Genomic DNA, 14,399 nt, shown 5'->3' with positions numbered 1-14,399 from the left:
CGTCGCCCGAAGGAGGCAGCATGGCAGCCGTGGGAGGGGCCGGCACCCTGCGCCGAAGGCCGGTTCGATGGGTGATCGCGCTCGTTCTCGGCGGCCTGTGGTGGTGGTCCGTGCTCCGGCTCGCGGTACAGCCGGACGGGACCGGACCGGTCGAGGGCGCGTTCGCCATCGGCGGCTGGGGGCTGAGCCTGCTGCCCGTGCACTGCGGTCCCTCGCCCCGGCGCGGGGGCGTGCGCGAGCGGCTCACCAGGGCATCGCGACTCCGCCATTCGGGCGCAGGATCTGGCCGGTCGTGAACGCGGAGGCGTCCGAGGCCAGGTACAGGACCGCGTGGGCGACGTCCTCCGGCTCGCCCACCCGCCCCAGCGGTGCGTGACGGATCATGGGTGCCTCGGCGCGTCGCTGCTCCTCGGCGGTGGCGCGCCGCGTCATGGGCGTACGGACCCAGCCGGGGGCGACCGCGTTGACGCGGATGCCGTGGTGTCCCACCTCGGCGGCGAGGGTCCGGGTCAGCTGGACCACGGCGGCCTTGGCGACGCCGTAGCACAGCAGTCCGGGGGTACCGGAGTCGATCGCGCCCGAAGCCATGGTGACGATGGACCCTCCGGCGCCGTGGTCGATCATGGCGCGCGCCGCTTCCTGGCAGCCGTACAGCACGCCCTTGAAGTTGACCGCCAGCACCCGGTCCAGATCGGCCTCCGCGGTCTCCAGGACCGGGCTGCTGTGCATGGTCCCGGCGACGGCGGCCATGACGGCGAGGTGGCCCCCGGCGCGGTTGGCCGCCGTGGCGGCGGCGGAGACGACGGCCGTGACCTGGGCGCGGTCGGTGACGTCGAGCGGGTGGGCGTGGGCGCTGCCGCCGTCTGCGGTGATGTGCTCCGCGGTGCGCCGGGCGCCCTTCTCGTCCAGATCGGCGCAGTGCACGATCGCCCCGGCCGCCGCCAGCAGGACGGCGGTGGCCCGGCCGATGCCGCTCGCGGCGCCGGTGACCAGGGCGGTGCGGCCGGTGAGGTCGTACGCCGTGAGGGCCATGAGCCGACGGTACGACCGAATCTGACGACCCGTCAATTAGTTGGTCAGGTCGGGCGGGCCGGACGGCGGCGGCTCCGGCTGGCACACCGGGCACCAGAAGGTCGTGCGCTCCTGCCCCGCACGCCCCTGGTCCGTGGCGCGCACCGGCGTACCGCAGCGCGGACAGGGCCGCCCCGCGCGGCCGTACACCCACAGCCGCCGGTCGGGGCGGTCGTGCGCCGTGGTGACCCGGGCCCGGCGCGTCCGGTTGGCCTCCAGCAGCCGGTGGGCGAGGGCCACCAGGCGCTCGGGGGACGGGACGCGGCCGATCGGCAGCCAGGGAGAGATCCGCAGCACGAAGCACAGCTCGCACTTGTACACATTGCCGATCCCGGCCAGGTTGCGCTGATCCAGCAGCGCCTCGCCCACCGGCCGGGACGGATCGGCGAGCAGCCGCCGCAGCGCCTCGTCCGGATCCCAGTCCGGGCCGAGGAGATCGGGCCCGAGGTGGCCCACCGCACGGTCCTCGTCCGCGGTGCGCATCAGCTCCAGGACCGGAAGGCGGTAGCCCACGGCGGTGCGCTCGGCCGTGGCCAGGACGGCGCGGATCTGGTGGTGCGGGCCGCCGCGCCAGCGCTCGCCATGGCCGTACACCAGCCACGCGCCGTCCATCCGCAGATGGGAGTGGAGGGTCAGCCCGCCCTCCACCCGGGTCAGCAGATGCTTGCCGCGCGCGACCACCTCCAGGACCCGGCGGCCGGTGAGGTCGACCGTGGCCAGCCGGGGCACCCGCAGGTCGCAGCCGGTGAGCGGCGGGCCCGCCAGCGCGTCGTCGAGGCGCCGGGCCGTCTGCCAGACGGTGTCTCCCTCGGGCATCTCCGCCCCCTCAGGGACGCAGCCGCAGGCCGCGCGGGGTCGCGTGGAAGCCCGCCGCCTCCAGGACGCGGCCGATCGGCGCGGACAGCGCCGCGGCGCCGTTGACCCGCTCGACGGTCACCGAGCCGAGGGCGCCCGCGCGGGCGGACTGGGCCAGGGCCTCCACCGCCGTACGCAGCCGGGCGTCGTCCTCCGGGGACACCGCCTCGGCCTCGCCCACGGGCCAGGCGAGCAGGGTCTTGCCGCCGCGCTCCATGTAGAGGGCCAGCTCGCCGTCGGCCAGCACCACCAGCGCGCCCGCCTTGCGGCCCGGCCGGTGGTTCGCCCCAGCGGGCGGATCGGGCCAGGGGAGGGCCGCGCCGTACGCGTTCGCCGGATCGGCGGCGGCGAGGACGGTGGTGCGCGGGGACGACTGCCCCGGCGGACCGCCGCCGAAGGCCGCCGCGCCCGCCGCCCGGTCGCGCGCCGTGCTGACCGCGCGCAGCCGGTCGACCGCGCCGTCCATCGCGAACTGCGCGGCGCCCAGACCCTCCACCACATAGCCGCGGCGTGCCTGACCGGTCTCCTCGAAGGCGGACAGCACCCGGTACGCGGCGGAGAAGCCGCCCTCGACGCCCTCGGCGGCGACCGCCCCACGGGTGACCACGCCGTGCCGGTCCAGCAGGGTGCGTGCCAGGGCGTGCGCGCGGTGGGTGGGATCGGGCTCGCGCTCCGGCAGCAGCGACCAGCGCCCGGCGACGGTCGGCGGTCCGCTGCGCGAGGCGGTGGGGCGGCCGGTGCGCCCCGTCAGCGTGCCGTACCGGCCCCGGGGGACCGAGCGCTTGGCGCGGTGGGCGGTGGCGCCCGCGGTGCGGCCCGAGCCCAGCAGGGCGCGCAGCGGGGCCAGGGTGTCGCCGGTGAGCCGCCCGGACCAGGCCAGATCCCAGATGGCCTCGGCGAGCTGGGCGTCCTGGAACTCCTGACCGGCGGCCCGGACCTGCTCGGCGATCTGCCGGAAGAACAGGCCGAAGCCCCCGTCCAGCGCGTCCAGCACGGCCTGGTGGAGCGGGCCCGCCTCGAAGGGGTGCGGGGTGTGCAGGAGCAGCGGCGCGGTCTCGGCGAGATGGAGGCTGACCCAGCCGTCCTTGCCGGGCAGCGCGCCCGCTCCGGCCCAGACGACCTCACCGGCGGCGGTCAGCTCGTCGAGCATCGTCGGGCTGTAGTCGCCGACCCGGGAGGGCAGGACGAGCTTCTCCAGGGCGGACGCCGGGACCGGTGCGCCCTGGAGCTGCTCGACGGCGCGCACCAGCCCGTCGATGCCCCGCAGGCTGTGGGTGCCCAGATGCTGCCACTGGGGCAGGAAGGCGGCGAGCGCCGGAGGCGGTACGGGCTCCAGCTCCTGGCGCAGCGCGGCCAGCGAGCGGCGGCGCAGCCTGCGCAGCACGGCGGCGTCGCACCATTCGTGTGCGGTACCCGTCGGATGGAACTCACCCTGGACGACGCGGCCGCTCGCGGCCAGGCGCTGCAGCGCGCCATCGGTGACGGCCGTGCCAAGACCCAGCCGGGTGGCCGCCTCGGCGGAGGTGAACGGGCCGTGGGTGCGGGCGAAGCGGGCCAGCAGATCGCCGAGCGGGTCGCCCACCGGCTCGGTGAACGCCTCGGGGACGCCGACCGGCAGCGCCGTGCCCAGCGCGTCGCGCAGCCGCCCCGCGTCCTCGACGGCCGCCCAGTGCTCCTCGCCCGCGATACGGACCCGGATGGCGCGCCGGGCCCGCTCCAGCTCGGCCGCCCACGCCGGGTCGGCGCCCCGCGCGGTCAGCTCGGCTCCGGTGAGCGGGCCGAGCAGTCGCAGCAGATCGGCGGCGCCCTCGGCGTCCTTGACCCGGCGGTCCTCGCTGAGCCACTGCAGCTCGCGCTCCAGCTCGTCCAGGACGTCGGCGTCCAGCAGCTCGCGCAGCTCGGCCTGGCCCAGCAGCTCGGCCAGCAGCCGGGAGTCCAGGGAGAGGGCCGCGGCGCGGCGCTCGGCCAGCGGCGAGTCGCCCTCGTACAGGAACTGCGCCACGTAGCCGAAGAGCAGCGAGCGGGCGAAGGGGGACGGCTCCGGGGTGGTCACCTCCACCAGCCGCACCCGCCGGGCCTCCAGGTCGCCCATCAGCTCGGTGAGGCCGGGCACGTCGAAGACGTCCTGGAGGCATTCGCGGACGGCTTCCAGCACGATCGGGAACGAACCGAACTCGCTCGCCACCTGGAGGAGCTGGGCGGCGCGCTGACGCTGCTGCCACAGCGGGGTGCGCTTGCCGGGATCGCGGCGGGGCAACAGCAGGGCGCGGGCGGCGCATTCGCGGAACCGGGAGGCGAACAGGGCCGAGCCGCCGACCTGGTCGGTGACGATCTGGGACACCTCGCCCTGGTCGAAGGCGACATCGGCCGCCCCGATGGGGGACTGCTCGCCGTCGTACTCGGTGCCCTGCCGCATCGGATCCGCGTCGAGCAGGTCGAGGCCCATGAGGTCCGCGTCGGGCAGCCGCAGCACGATGCCGTCGTCCGCGTGCATCACCTGAGCGTCCATGCCGTACCGCTCGGCGAGCCGAGCGCCGAGCGCCAGCGCCCACGGGGCGTGGACCTGCGCCCCGAAGGGGGAGTGGACCACCACGCGCCAGTCGCCCAGCTCGTCACGGAAGCGCTCCACCACGATCGTCCGGTCGTCCGGCACATGGCCGCAGGCCTCGCGCTGCTCGCCGAGGTACGCGAGCACGTTGTCGGCGGCCCAGGCGTCGAGCCCGGCGGCCAGCAGCCGCGCGCGGGCCTTCTCGGGGGCGAGGGCGCCGACCTCCCGCAGGAACGCGCCCAGCGCCCGGCCCAGTTCGAGCGGGCGGCCGAGCTGGTCGCCCTTCCAGAAGGGGAGCCGCCCGGGGACGCCGGGGGCGGGGGAGACCAGGACGCGGTCGCGGGTGATGTCCTCGATCCGCCAGGACGTGGTGCCGAGGGTGAACACATCGCCCACCCGCGACTCGTAGACCATCTCCTCGTCCAGCTCCCCGACCCTGCCGCCGCCCTTCTTCGGGTCCGCGCCCGCCAGGAAGACGCCGAACAGCCCGCGGTCGGGGATGGTGCCGCCGGAGGTCACCGCGAGCCGCTGCGCCCCCGGCCGCCCCGTGACCGTCCGGGCGACCCGGTCCCACACCAGGCGCGGCCGCAGCTCGGCGAACGCGTCGGACGGATAGCGGCCCGCGAGCATGTCGAGGACCGAGGTGTACGCCGACTCCGGGAGCGAGGCGAACGGGGCGGCACGGCGGACCAGGGCCAGCAACTCCTCAACGTCCCAGCTGTCCATGGCCGTCATGGCGATGAGCTGCTGGGCGAGCACGTCCAGCGGGTTCGCGGGCACCCGCAGCGACTCGATGGCCCCCTCCCGCATCCGCTCGGTGACCACCGCCGCCTGCACCAGATCGCCGCGGTACTTGGGGAACACCACACCCGTGGACACCGCGCCCACCTGGTGGCCCGCCCGCCCCACCCGCTGCAGCCCGGAGGCCACCGAGGGCGGCGACTCGACCTGCACGACCAGGTCCACCGCGCCCATGTCGATGCCCAGCTCCAGGCTGGAGGTGGCGACGACGGCGGGCAGCCGCCCCGCCTTCAGGTCCTCCTCGACCAGGGCCCGCTGCTCCTTGGACACCGAGCCGTGGTGGGCGCGGGCGAGCAGCGCGGGTGCGCCACGGGCGGCACCGGCCTCGGCCATCAGCTCGGCGGGGGAGTGGTCCTCGGGCAGCGCCTCACCGGTGGTCCGCTCGTACGCGATCTCGTTGAGCCGGTTGCACAGCCGCTCGGCCAGGCGGCGGGAGTTGGCGAAGACGATCGTGGACCGGTGCGCCTGGACGAGATCGGCGATCCGCTCCTCCACATGCGGCCAGATCGACGGCTTCTCGCCCGGCTGCCCGTCCTGCGCCGGGGAGCCGCCCAGCTCCCCCAGATCCTCCACGGGGACGACCACCGACAGGTCGAACTCCTTGCCCGAGGGCGGCTGGACGATCTCCACCGCGCGCCGCGGCGACAGATAGCGCGCCACCTCGTCCACCGGGCGCACCGTCGCGGACAGGCCGATCCGCCGGGCGGGCCGGTCCAGCAGCTCGTCCAGCCGCTCCAGGGAGAGGGCGAGATGCGCGCCGCGCTTCGTCCCCGCGACGGCGTGCACCTCGTCCAGGATCACCGTCTCCACCCCGCGCAGCGCCTCCCGGGTGGCGGAGGTGAGCATCAGGAACAGCGATTCGGGCGTGGTGATGAGGATGTCCGGCGGGCGGGTGGCCAGGGCGCGGCGCTCGGCGGCCGGGGTGTCGCCGGAGCGGATGCCGACCCGGATGTCCGGCTCGGGCAGGCCGAGCCGCACCGACTCCTGCCGCATGCCGGTGAGCGGACTGCGCAGGTTGCGCTCCACATCCACCGCCAAGGCCTTCAGCGGCGACACGTACAGCACCCGGCAGCGCTTGCGAGGCTCGGCGGGCGGCGGCTCGGCGGCCAGCCGGTCCAGCGCAGCGAGGAACGCGGCCAGCGTCTTGCCGGAGCCGGTGGGGGCGACCACCAGCACATCCGAGCCCTCGCCGATCGCCCGCCACGCCCCCTCTTGCGCGGCCGTGGGCGCGGTGAAGGCACCGGTGAACCACCCGCGGGTGGCCGGGGAGAATGCGTGCAGCGCCGACCGTGCCATGCCCCCCATCGTGCACCGCCCCACTGACAACGGGCCGTCCGCGCAGGTCAGCGCGGCACCCTCTAGATCGCCCGGCCGTAGGCACGCAGGGTGAGCAGCGCCTCCACGGTCACCAGCGGCCGCCACTCCAGCGCCGCCCCCGGGGTCCAGGTCCGCCGCCGGGCGGGCCAGCCGCCGTCCTCCCGCTGCGCGTCCGCCAGGAAGTCCAGCGAGCGCTCCACCTCGGCGTCGGTGAACCAGCGGCGGGCCAGCGAGCCGGGCGTACGGGCGAGGTCGTACACGAAGGTGTGCTCGCCGGGGCCGTGGCCGGGCGGCAGGGGGCCGTCCTCGGCATGCTCGGGGTCCAGCACCACCAGCCGCCGCTCCCGCACCCGGCGGCCCAGCCGCTCGGCCACCTCCTCGGCGCGCGCCCGGTCCGGCGCGCCGTCCAGGAAGGCGATGGCCGCTCCCACCTCGTACGGCCGCGCCGGGGCGCCGTCCTCCAGCGCCGTCACCGCCGCCCAGCAGAAGTCGGTGGCCCGGAACAGCCAGGCGTGCCACACCTCGTTGCGGTGCAGCAGCCCCACCACCGGCCCGGTGGTCAGCAGATCGCCGCGCGGATGGTCCGGCGGCCGGATCCAGGGGGCGGCCGGGTAGTCGCGCAGTGACGGGAGGCACGCGGGCAGCGCGCCGTCCCGGGTGGAGATCGCGGTCAGATAGCGGCACAGCCGCTCCACCCGCTGCCCGCCGCAGCGGCCGATCCCGTCGAGCACCCGCAGGGCGTGCACGACGTGCTGTGGCTGGCTCACCGGACCGCGCAGATCCGGCTCCAGGGCGTGGCCGTAGCCCCCGTCGGCGCCCAGGTACGCGGCGAGCGCGGTCTCCACCGGCTCGGCGTCGGCGTCCTGGAAGTGATACGCGAACCGGCGCTGCTCGAGCACGCGTGCCGTCAGCCACACGAACCGCGCGGCGCGCGCGAGCGGCGAGGCGGGCGCGGGCGGGGTGGGCTGGGAGGAGGGGACTGCTGCGGATCGATCCATGGGACAGACCGTAGGGCGGGAAACGCCTGCGGAAGGGGGCTCACGCCCCGGTGCACCCCGGGAGCGCGATACTGGGCGCATGCGGTTGACGGTCTTCTGGCAGCGGATGACGGATTACTTCGGCGAGACGTACGCCGACTCCTTCGCGCGCGATCATGTGATGTCCCAGCTCGGCGGCCGGACCGTCCACCAAGCGCTCGCCGCGGGATGGGACGCCAAAGACATCTGGCGCGGAGTGTGTGCCGCGATGGAGATCCCTTCCGAGAAGCGCTGACACTGGCTGGGCGCGGGCCGGGAGGTGTGAGGAAAGTCGGACTCCTGGGGTGGCCGGATTTTTTTGACGGGTGTACGCCACACTTGCCGGGTGGCCCCGACCGAAGAGACCCTCTCCCCCGACGCCGACGGCGTCCCGACCACAGCACAGGCCCCCAAGGACGCGCCCGCGGAGCCCGTGCGCATGCCGCGCTGGCTGCCCCGCGCCATGGTGCTCGCCCTCGCCCTGGTGGCCTGTTACCGGCTTGCCACCTGGGCCTTCGATCAGCTGACCGGGCTGCTGCTCAACGTCCTGATCGCGTTCTTCCTGGCGCTCGCGATCGAACCGGCCGTGGACCGCATGGCCGCGCGCGGCGTCCGCCGGGGTCTGGCCACCGGAATCGTCTTCCTCGGCATCCTCGTCGTCGCCGCGGGCTTCTTCACCCTGCTCGGCTCGATGCTGGCCGACCAGATCATGACCATGGTCGAGGACTTCCCGAAGTACCTCGATCAGGTGGTCAGCTGGATCAACGACACGTTCCACACCCGGCTGTCGCGGCTGGAGATCCAGGACAGCCTGCTCCACTCGGACTGGCTGCAGAGCTATGTGAAGAACAGCGCCGACAATGTGCTGGACGTCTCCGCGCAGGTGCTCGGCGGGCTGTTCAGGCTCCTCACGGTGACGCTGTTCGCCTTCTACTTCGCCGCGGACGGCCCCCGGCTGCGCCGCGCGCTGTGCTCCGTCCTGCCGCCGAACCGGCAGACCGAGGTGCTGCGGGCCTGGGAGATCGCTGTCGCCAAGACCGGCGGCTACATCTACTCGCGCGGGCTGATGGCGCTGATCTCCGGTGTCGCGCACTACATCCTGCTGGAGAGCCTGGGCGTGCCCTACGCCCCGGCGCTGGCCGTCTGGGTGGGGCTGATCTCGCAGTTCATCCCGACCATCGGCACGTATCTGGCGGGCGCGCTGCCGATGCTGATCGCCTTCACCATCAACCCCTGGTACGCGATCTGGGTGCTGGTCTTCGTCGTGGTCTACCAGCAGTTCGAGAACTATCTTCTGCAGCCGAGGATCACGTCGCGGACCGTGGACATCCACCCCGCCGTCTCCTTCGGGTCGGTGATCGCGGGCACCGCGCTGCTCGGCGCGGTGGGGGCGCTGATCGCGATCCCGGCGACCGCGACGCTGCAGGCGTTCCTCGGCGCGTACATCAAGCGCTACGACGTGACGGACGATCCGCGGATGCACGGGCGGACGCGGCGGCGCGGCGCCTCCGCGCTGGCGCGCATGCGACACGCGCTGTCCCGGCGCAGTTGACACAAAAATCGAACATCCATTCTGATGGAGGTCCGGCCCGGTTATCCACAGGCCGAGCACGTCCGGGCCGCTTGTCAGTGGCAGGCGCTAGCGTCATGGACGTGAAGCGATCGACTCAAGCAAACCGGGTGGAACCCATGGCAGGAAACGACCGCGAGAAGGCGCTCGACGCCGCGCTCGCACAGATTGAACGGCAGTTCGGTAAAGGCGCCGTGATGCGCATGGGCGACCGGCCGAACGACCCCATCGAGGTCATCCCCACCGGGTCGACCGCTCTTGACGTCGCCCTCGGCGTGGGCGGCATTCCGCGTGGCCGTGTGGTGGAGGTCTACGGCCCGGAGTCCTCCGGTAAGACGACCCTGACCCTCCACGCGGTGGCCAACGCCCAGCGCGCGGGCGGTGCCGTGGCCTTCGTGGACGCGGAGCACGCGCTCGACCCCGACTACGCGCAGAAGCTGGGCGTGGACACGGACTCGCTGATCCTGTCCCAGCCGGACAACGGCGAGCAGGCGCTCGAGATCACCGACATGCTGGTCCGCTCCGGCGCTCTCGACCTCATCGTCATCGACTCCGTCGCCGCCCTGGTGCCGCGCGCGGAGATCGAGGGTGAGATGGGCGACTCCCACGTCGGTCTCCAGGCCCGGCTGATGAGCCAGGCGCTCCGCAAGATCACCAGCGCGCTGAACCAGTCCAAGACCACCGCGATCTTCATCAACCAGCTGCGCGAGAAGATCGGCGTCATGTTCGGCTCCCCGGAGACGACGACCGGTGGCCGGGCCCTGAAGTTCTACGCCTCGGTCCGCATCGACATCCGTCGCATCGAGACCCTCAAGGACGGTACGGACGCGGTCGGCAACCGCACCCGTTGCAAGGTCGTCAAGAACAAGGTCGCGCCGCCCTTCAAGCAGGCCGAGTTCGACATCCTCTACGGCCAGGGCATCAGCCGCGAGGGTGGTCTGATCGACATGGGCGTCGAGCACGGCTTCGTCCGCAAGTCCGGTGCCTGGTACACCTACGAGGGCGACCAGCTCGGCCAGGGCAAGGAGAACGCCCGCAACTTCCTGAAGGACAACCCCGATCTCGCCAATGAGATCGAGAAGAAGATCAAGGAGAAGCTCGGCATCGGTGTGAAGCCCGCGGACCCGGCCGCCGAGCCCGGCCCGGACGCGGCGGGTGCCACGCCCGACGCCGCACCGGCGAAGCCCGCGGCGGCCGCGGCGGCCAAGTCCGGGGCCAAGGCGGCCAAGACCGCCACAGCGAAGAGCTGATCCATGACACGGCGGACCGACTGGCAGGACGGCCCGGACCGTCCGGAGCCCCCGGACCGTCCGGATCGCGGCGCCCCCTCCTCGTCGAGGGCCGAGCAGGGGACGCCGCTCGGCCCGGAGGAGCAGGCGCGGGCGATCTGCCTGCGCCTGCTCACCGGGACCCCGCGGACCCGTAAGCAGCTCGCGGACGCCCTGCGCACCCGCGGCATCCCCGACGAGGCGGCGCAGGAAGTGCTGTCCCGCTTCGAGGACGTCGGGCTGATCGACGACGCGGCGTTCGCGGGCGCCTGGGTGGAGTCCCGGCACCACAGCCGGGGCCTGGCCCGTCGCGCGCTCGCCCGTGAGCTGCGCACCAAGGGCGTCGACTCCACGCTGATCGCCGATGCCGTGGGGCAGCTCGACGCCGACCAGGAGGAGCGGACCGCCCGCGAACTGGTCGAGCGCAAGCTGCGCACCACCCGCGGCCTCGACCGGGAGAAGCGGCTGCGCCGCCTCGCCGGGATGCTCGCCCGCAAGGGGTATCCCGAGGGCCTGGCTGTCCGGGTGGTGCGGCGCGCGCTGGAGGAGGAGGGCGAGGACCCGGAGCTGCTGGAGCACCATCTGCCCGACGTCTGACGCTGCGGGCCGCAGGGCCCGGGCCGGTGCGGGGGCCGGTCGCACGGGGGCGGTCCGGCCGCTCGGGTCAGCGCGTCGGGAGGGATCCAGCGGCCGGGATGTCAGTGCACCGGTCAGTGCACCGGGAAGATCAGCGCACCGGGAGACCGGCGGCCCGCCAGGCCTGGAAGCCGCCGACGAGGTCGGTCGCCCGCGCCAGGCCGAGCTGGCGCAGCGAGACCGCCGCGAAGCTGGAGGCGTAGCCCTCGTTGCACACCACCACGACCGGCAGATCGTGGTGGGTGGCCTCGGGCAGCCGGTGGTCGCACTGCGGGTCGAGCCGCCACTCCAGCTCGTTCCGCTCGACGATCAGCGCCCCCGGGATGGTGCCGTCGCGCTCCCGCAGCGCCGCGTACCGGATGTCCACCAGCAACCCGCCCGCGGACTGCACGGCAGCGGCCTCCTCGGGGCCGACCCGGGCCAGCCCCTGGCGCGCCTCGGCCAGCAGCTCGTCCACGCTCCGGTTCGCCGTATTCGCCGTATTCGCCGTGTTCTCAGGGTGCGCCGCGCTCATCGCTCTACTCCCATTCCTGCGGCCGCTCGACCTGCTCCAGCCGCAGCACCTGGCCGGTGCGGCTGTAGCGCCGCATCAGCGGCAGCGGCGGATAGTAGGCGTGCACCGACACCGCGTGCCGCTCCGACGACGGGTTGATGACCTCGTGGACATGGTGCGTTCCGAAGGCCCGGCCCCGCCCGGCGGACAGCCGCCGTTCGCGGTCCACGCCCTCGGCCAGTTCGAGGGTCTTCCAGCCCTCGGTGGGCAGGCGGACGGCCAGCGACTGTTCGTTCAGCTCACCGGACGCCGTCACGAACGCCCCGTGCGAACCGCCGTGGTCGTGCCAGCCGGTGCCGGTGCCGGGCGGCCAGGCGATCAGCCACGCCTCGCTGCCGCCCGGGCCGTCAAGCCGCAGCCAGGTGCGGCCCTCGGGATCGAGCGGGAGCGAGGCGACGAGTTCGGCGTCGGCGGCGGTACGGCTGACGAAGTCCAGCAGATCGGCCGCGCTGGGCGGCGAGGCGTCAGCGGGGGAGACGCGCACCGGAGTGGAAAGAGAAACGTCGGACACGGGAACCGTCCTGGGTGATCGCGAAAGGAGCATGGCCATGCCACGCGGGAGGAAAGTCGGATCAACAGGACGGACGACACACGCAGCCCGCGTAGCGGAGGAGGTCCAGATGGACCCTCCGCCAGAAGCGAGGCAGGCCGGTGTCAGTCACGCTCCGCAGTGAAGCATGAGCCGGACAGGGAGGTCAATCGTCCCGGGTGCGGTCCCGGGCGGCTCCGATACCGGCATACGACGTCAGCGCCATGAAGGGCGCGGGGGCGCGTGACAGACGCCTCACTCCCGGCGTGCTGTACGCCCGGCGTGACTACCGGCGTGCCGTGGCCTCTGCGTCCCGCTGTTCTCGCTGCTCGGTGTCCGCGCCCCGGGCGGTGTCCCCGCCCCGCGCCGCGTCCGCGCACGCGTACAGTTCGGCGGGCCGTACGCCGGACAGCGCCGCGGCGAGGTGACCGTCCGGCCGCACCAGCAGCACCGTATGGGCCGGAGCCCCCGGGTACTCCTCGGCGACCAGCAGTTCCGTACGCATGGGCAGGGCCGAGACGGCCGCCGCCAGCCGGGGCATCAGCCCGGCGCGCATCCAGTGGCGGCGGTCCCACACCCCGGTGCCCGGGGCGACCAGCACCACCAGCAGCTCCCGGCCCAGCCGCTCCCGCAGCCGCACCACCGCACCGTCCGGCGCGGTCACGCGGACATCGGCCACCGGCGCCCCGGTCGGCGTGCCCACCGTGACGGAGCCCTCCGGCGGCGCCGCGGGGGTCAGCGGCGAGCGGTTGTAGACGGGGGGCGCACCCAGCGGACCGTGGCCGAGGTGACCGTCGGTGAGCAGCGCGTCATGGCCGCGCGTGCCCCCGGGCAGCACCGTGCGCCGTACCGCGCGCCACCCCCCGGCCGCCCGGACCAGCGGCAGCGCCTGGTCAGCGGTGCGCAGCCGCGCGGCGACGGCCGTCCGCCGCTCCGCCTGATAACTGTCGAGCAGGGCGTCGGAGGCGCCGTGGTGCCAGGCCAGGGACAGCTTCCAGGCCAGATTGCCGACGTCCCGCAGCCCTTCTTCGAGCCCCTGGGTGCCCAGGGCGCCATGCAGATGGGCGGCGTCCCCGGCGAGGAAGGCGCGGCCCACGCGCCAGCGCCGGGCGAGCCGGTGGTGCACGGTGTGCACGCCGGTGTCCAGAAGCTCGTAGGGGATCGCGGTCTCCTCGCACCACCCCGCGAGGGTGTCGCGCACCCGGACCATCAGGGCGTCCGGGGTGACGAGGTCACGGCCCGGCGGGAGCAGCCAGTCGATCCGCCAGACGCCGTGCGGCAGCGGCCGGGCGGTCACCTCCGCGTCGATGCTGCGCCACGGCGGTGAGCGGTGCAGGACGGCCTCGCCGGGCCAGGGCAGCTCGGCGCGCAGGGCGGCGACGGCGTGCCGTTCCACCGCCGTACGGCCGGGGAAGCGCACGCCCAGCTGCTTGCGGACGGTGGACCGGGGGCCGTCGCAGCCGACCAGATGGCTGCCGCGCCACCAGGTGGCCTGGGCGCCCCGGGTCCGTACGCTCACCCCGCGCGCGTCCTGCTCCACGGTCTCGATCCGGGTGCCGGGGACGATCCGTACGAGGTCCTCGTCGCCGATGGCGGCCAGCGCCGCCCGCAGCGCCCGGGTCAGCTCGTGCTGGGGCAGATGCAGCGGCGAGGAGACCGGCGCTTCGGAATCGTCGCCGTCCCGCAGGTCGCCGTTCCCGGGGGCGTGCGCCGCCGGGGGAGGGGCGCCGAAGAGCGGGCCGGGCTCCAGGGGTACGTGCCGGACGAGCTGGCGCCTGCGCATCGTGCGCCACCCCGTCCACGGCCGCGCGCCGGCCGTGGCCCGGCAGCCGAGCCGCTCCAGCAGGGCGGCGGTGTCCGGGCGCAGCACGGCAGTACGGGCCAGGCGCGGCTCGTCGCCCCCGGTGGTCTCGTCGAGCAGCACGACGGGGACGTCCAGACGGGCGAGGGCGAGGGCCAGGGTGAGCCCGACCGGGCCCGCCCCGGCGACGATCACCGGGTCCACGGCGCGGTTCCCATGGCCCTGTGGGGCGTACGTGACGTACGGAAACTGGCAGTTGAAACCCGGTGAGCGATCACAGAAAGCATGCAACCGACTGCGAGTGCCCGCGTCAAGCGGCGACGGGCGGTGGGGCGCCCCCCCCCCCCCCCCAGGGCCCGCGTGGCACAGCCCGGGGTAACGGCCGGGTGGTGCCGCGGGGGCGGGGGCCCCCGCAGGCGCGGGGGGGCGGGCCC

Annotated in this window: 12 protein-coding genes; 4 read left to right on the top strand and 8 right to left on the bottom strand. The window is 74.3% G+C overall.

Annotation, left to right across the window (positions count from 1 at the left end; genetic code table 11):
• Nucleotides 1-243: 243 nt before the first annotated feature.
• The 4 genes from ACFV9T_RS17660 to ACFV9T_RS17645 form a co-directional block, all read right to left on the bottom strand.
• Nucleotides 244-1,032: an SDR family NAD(P)-dependent oxidoreductase gene (locus ACFV9T_RS17660; protein ID WP_385441121.1), complete on the bottom strand. Its 789-nt coding sequence runs from the start codon at nt 1,030-1,032 to the stop codon at nt 244-246.
• A gap of 36 nt (nt 1,033-1,068) precedes the next feature.
• Nucleotides 1,069-1,887 carry an Fpg/Nei family DNA glycosylase gene (locus ACFV9T_RS17655; protein WP_385441120.1) on the bottom strand — a complete coding sequence of 273 codons (819 nt, stop codon included), beginning with the start codon at nt 1,885-1,887 and terminating at the stop codon, nt 1,069-1,071.
• A 10-nt stretch (nt 1,888-1,897) separates the two neighbouring features.
• Nucleotides 1,898-6,571 carry an ATP-dependent helicase gene (locus ACFV9T_RS17650; RefSeq protein WP_385441119.1) on the bottom strand — a complete coding sequence of 1,558 codons (4,674 nt, stop codon included), beginning with the start codon at nt 6,569-6,571 and terminating at the stop codon, nt 1,898-1,900.
• Between the two features lie 62 nt (nt 6,572-6,633).
• The gene (locus ACFV9T_RS17645) at nt 6,634-7,590 is read right to left on the bottom strand and encodes a hypothetical protein (RefSeq protein ID WP_385441117.1); all 957 of its coding nucleotides are present in this window, start codon (nt 7,588-7,590) and stop codon (nt 6,634-6,636) included.
• A gap of 79 nt (nt 7,591-7,669) precedes the next feature.
• On the opposite strand from ACFV9T_RS17645, the gene ACFV9T_RS17640 reads away from it, so the two are divergent.
• The 4 genes from ACFV9T_RS17640 to recX all read left to right on the top strand — a co-directional run bounded on the left by ACFV9T_RS17640 (nt 7,670) and on the right by recX (nt 11,043).
• Nucleotides 7,670-7,864, top strand: coding sequence for a DUF3046 domain-containing protein (locus ACFV9T_RS17640; RefSeq protein WP_385441114.1), 195 nt, complete (start codon nt 7,670-7,672; stop codon nt 7,862-7,864).
• 90 nt (nt 7,865-7,954) lie between these two features.
• Nucleotides 7,955-9,160, top strand: coding sequence for an AI-2E family transporter (locus tag ACFV9T_RS17635; RefSeq protein ID WP_385441112.1), 1,206 nt, complete (start codon nt 7,955-7,957; stop codon nt 9,158-9,160).
• Nucleotides 9,161-9,297: 137 nt separating this feature from the next.
• Nucleotides 9,298-10,428: a recombinase RecA gene (gene recA, locus ACFV9T_RS17630; RefSeq protein ID WP_385441111.1), complete on the top strand. Its 1,131-nt coding sequence runs from the start codon at nt 9,298-9,300 to the stop codon at nt 10,426-10,428.
• A 3-nt stretch (nt 10,429-10,431) separates the two neighbouring features.
• Complete coding sequence (recX, locus tag ACFV9T_RS17625) at nt 10,432-11,043, top strand: recombination regulator RecX (protein ID WP_385441108.1); 612 nt, start codon at nt 10,432-10,434, stop codon at nt 11,041-11,043.
• A gap of 130 nt (nt 11,044-11,173) precedes the next feature.
• On the opposite strand, the gene ACFV9T_RS17620 is transcribed toward recX, so the two are convergent.
• The 4 genes from ACFV9T_RS17620 to ACFV9T_RS17605 form a co-directional block, all read right to left on the bottom strand.
• Nucleotides 11,174-11,596: a rhodanese-like domain-containing protein gene (locus tag ACFV9T_RS17620; protein ID WP_385441106.1), complete on the bottom strand. Its 423-nt coding sequence runs from the start codon at nt 11,594-11,596 to the stop codon at nt 11,174-11,176.
• Between the two features lie 4 nt (nt 11,597-11,600).
• The gene (locus ACFV9T_RS17615) at nt 11,601-12,179 is read right to left on the bottom strand and encodes a cysteine dioxygenase (protein WP_385441151.1); all 579 of its coding nucleotides are present in this window, start codon (nt 12,177-12,179) and stop codon (nt 11,601-11,603) included.
• A 28-nt stretch (nt 12,180-12,207) separates the two neighbouring features.
• Nucleotides 12,208-12,297, bottom strand: coding sequence for a putative leader peptide (locus tag ACFV9T_RS17610; protein WP_324618140.1), 90 nt, complete (start codon nt 12,295-12,297; stop codon nt 12,208-12,210).
• Between the two features lie 153 nt (nt 12,298-12,450).
• Nucleotides 12,451-14,169, bottom strand: a complete 1,719-nt coding sequence (locus ACFV9T_RS17605) for an FAD-dependent monooxygenase (protein WP_385441104.1) — start codon at nt 14,167-14,169, stop codon at nt 12,451-12,453.
• Between the last annotated feature and the right edge of the window lie 230 nt (nt 14,170-14,399).

Origin of the sequence: Streptomyces sp. NPDC059850 (genome assembly GCF_042731515.1) — a bacterium.
GTDB lineage: Bacteria > Actinomycetota > Actinomycetes > Streptomycetales > Streptomycetaceae > Streptomyces.
The sequence above is the reverse complement of the archived record's forward strand: the minus strand, read 5'-3'. Positions and strand labels throughout refer to the sequence as shown.

Bases quoted from the DNA above. Each gene is read 5' to 3' on its own strand.
- ACFV9T_RS17660 (WP_385441121.1), bottom strand. From the start codon at position 1,032: ATGGCCCTCACGGCGTACGACCTCACCGGCCGCACCGCCCTGGTCACC.
- ACFV9T_RS17655 (WP_385441120.1), bottom strand. From the start codon at position 1,887: ATGCCCGAGGGAGACACCGTCTGGCAGACGGCCCGGCGCCTCGACGAC.
- ACFV9T_RS17650 (WP_385441119.1), bottom strand. From the start codon at position 6,571: ATGGCACGGTCGGCGCTGCACGCATTCTCCCCGGCCACCCGCGGGTGG.
- ACFV9T_RS17645 (WP_385441117.1), bottom strand. From the start codon at position 7,590: ATGGATCGATCCGCAGCAGTCCCCTCCTCCCAGCCCACCCCGCCCGCG.
- ACFV9T_RS17640 (WP_385441114.1), top strand. From the start codon at position 7,670: ATGCGGTTGACGGTCTTCTGGCAGCGGATGACGGATTACTTCGGCGAG.
- recA (WP_385441111.1), top strand. From the start codon at position 9,298: ATGGCAGGAAACGACCGCGAGAAGGCGCTCGACGCCGCGCTCGCACAG.
- recX (WP_385441108.1), top strand. From the start codon at position 10,432: ATGACACGGCGGACCGACTGGCAGGACGGCCCGGACCGTCCGGAGCCC.
- ACFV9T_RS17620 (WP_385441106.1), bottom strand. From the start codon at position 11,596: ATGAGCGCGGCGCACCCTGAGAACACGGCGAATACGGCGAATACGGCG.
- ACFV9T_RS17615 (WP_385441151.1), bottom strand. From the start codon at position 12,179: ATGCTCCTTTCGCGATCACCCAGGACGGTTCCCGTGTCCGACGTTTCT.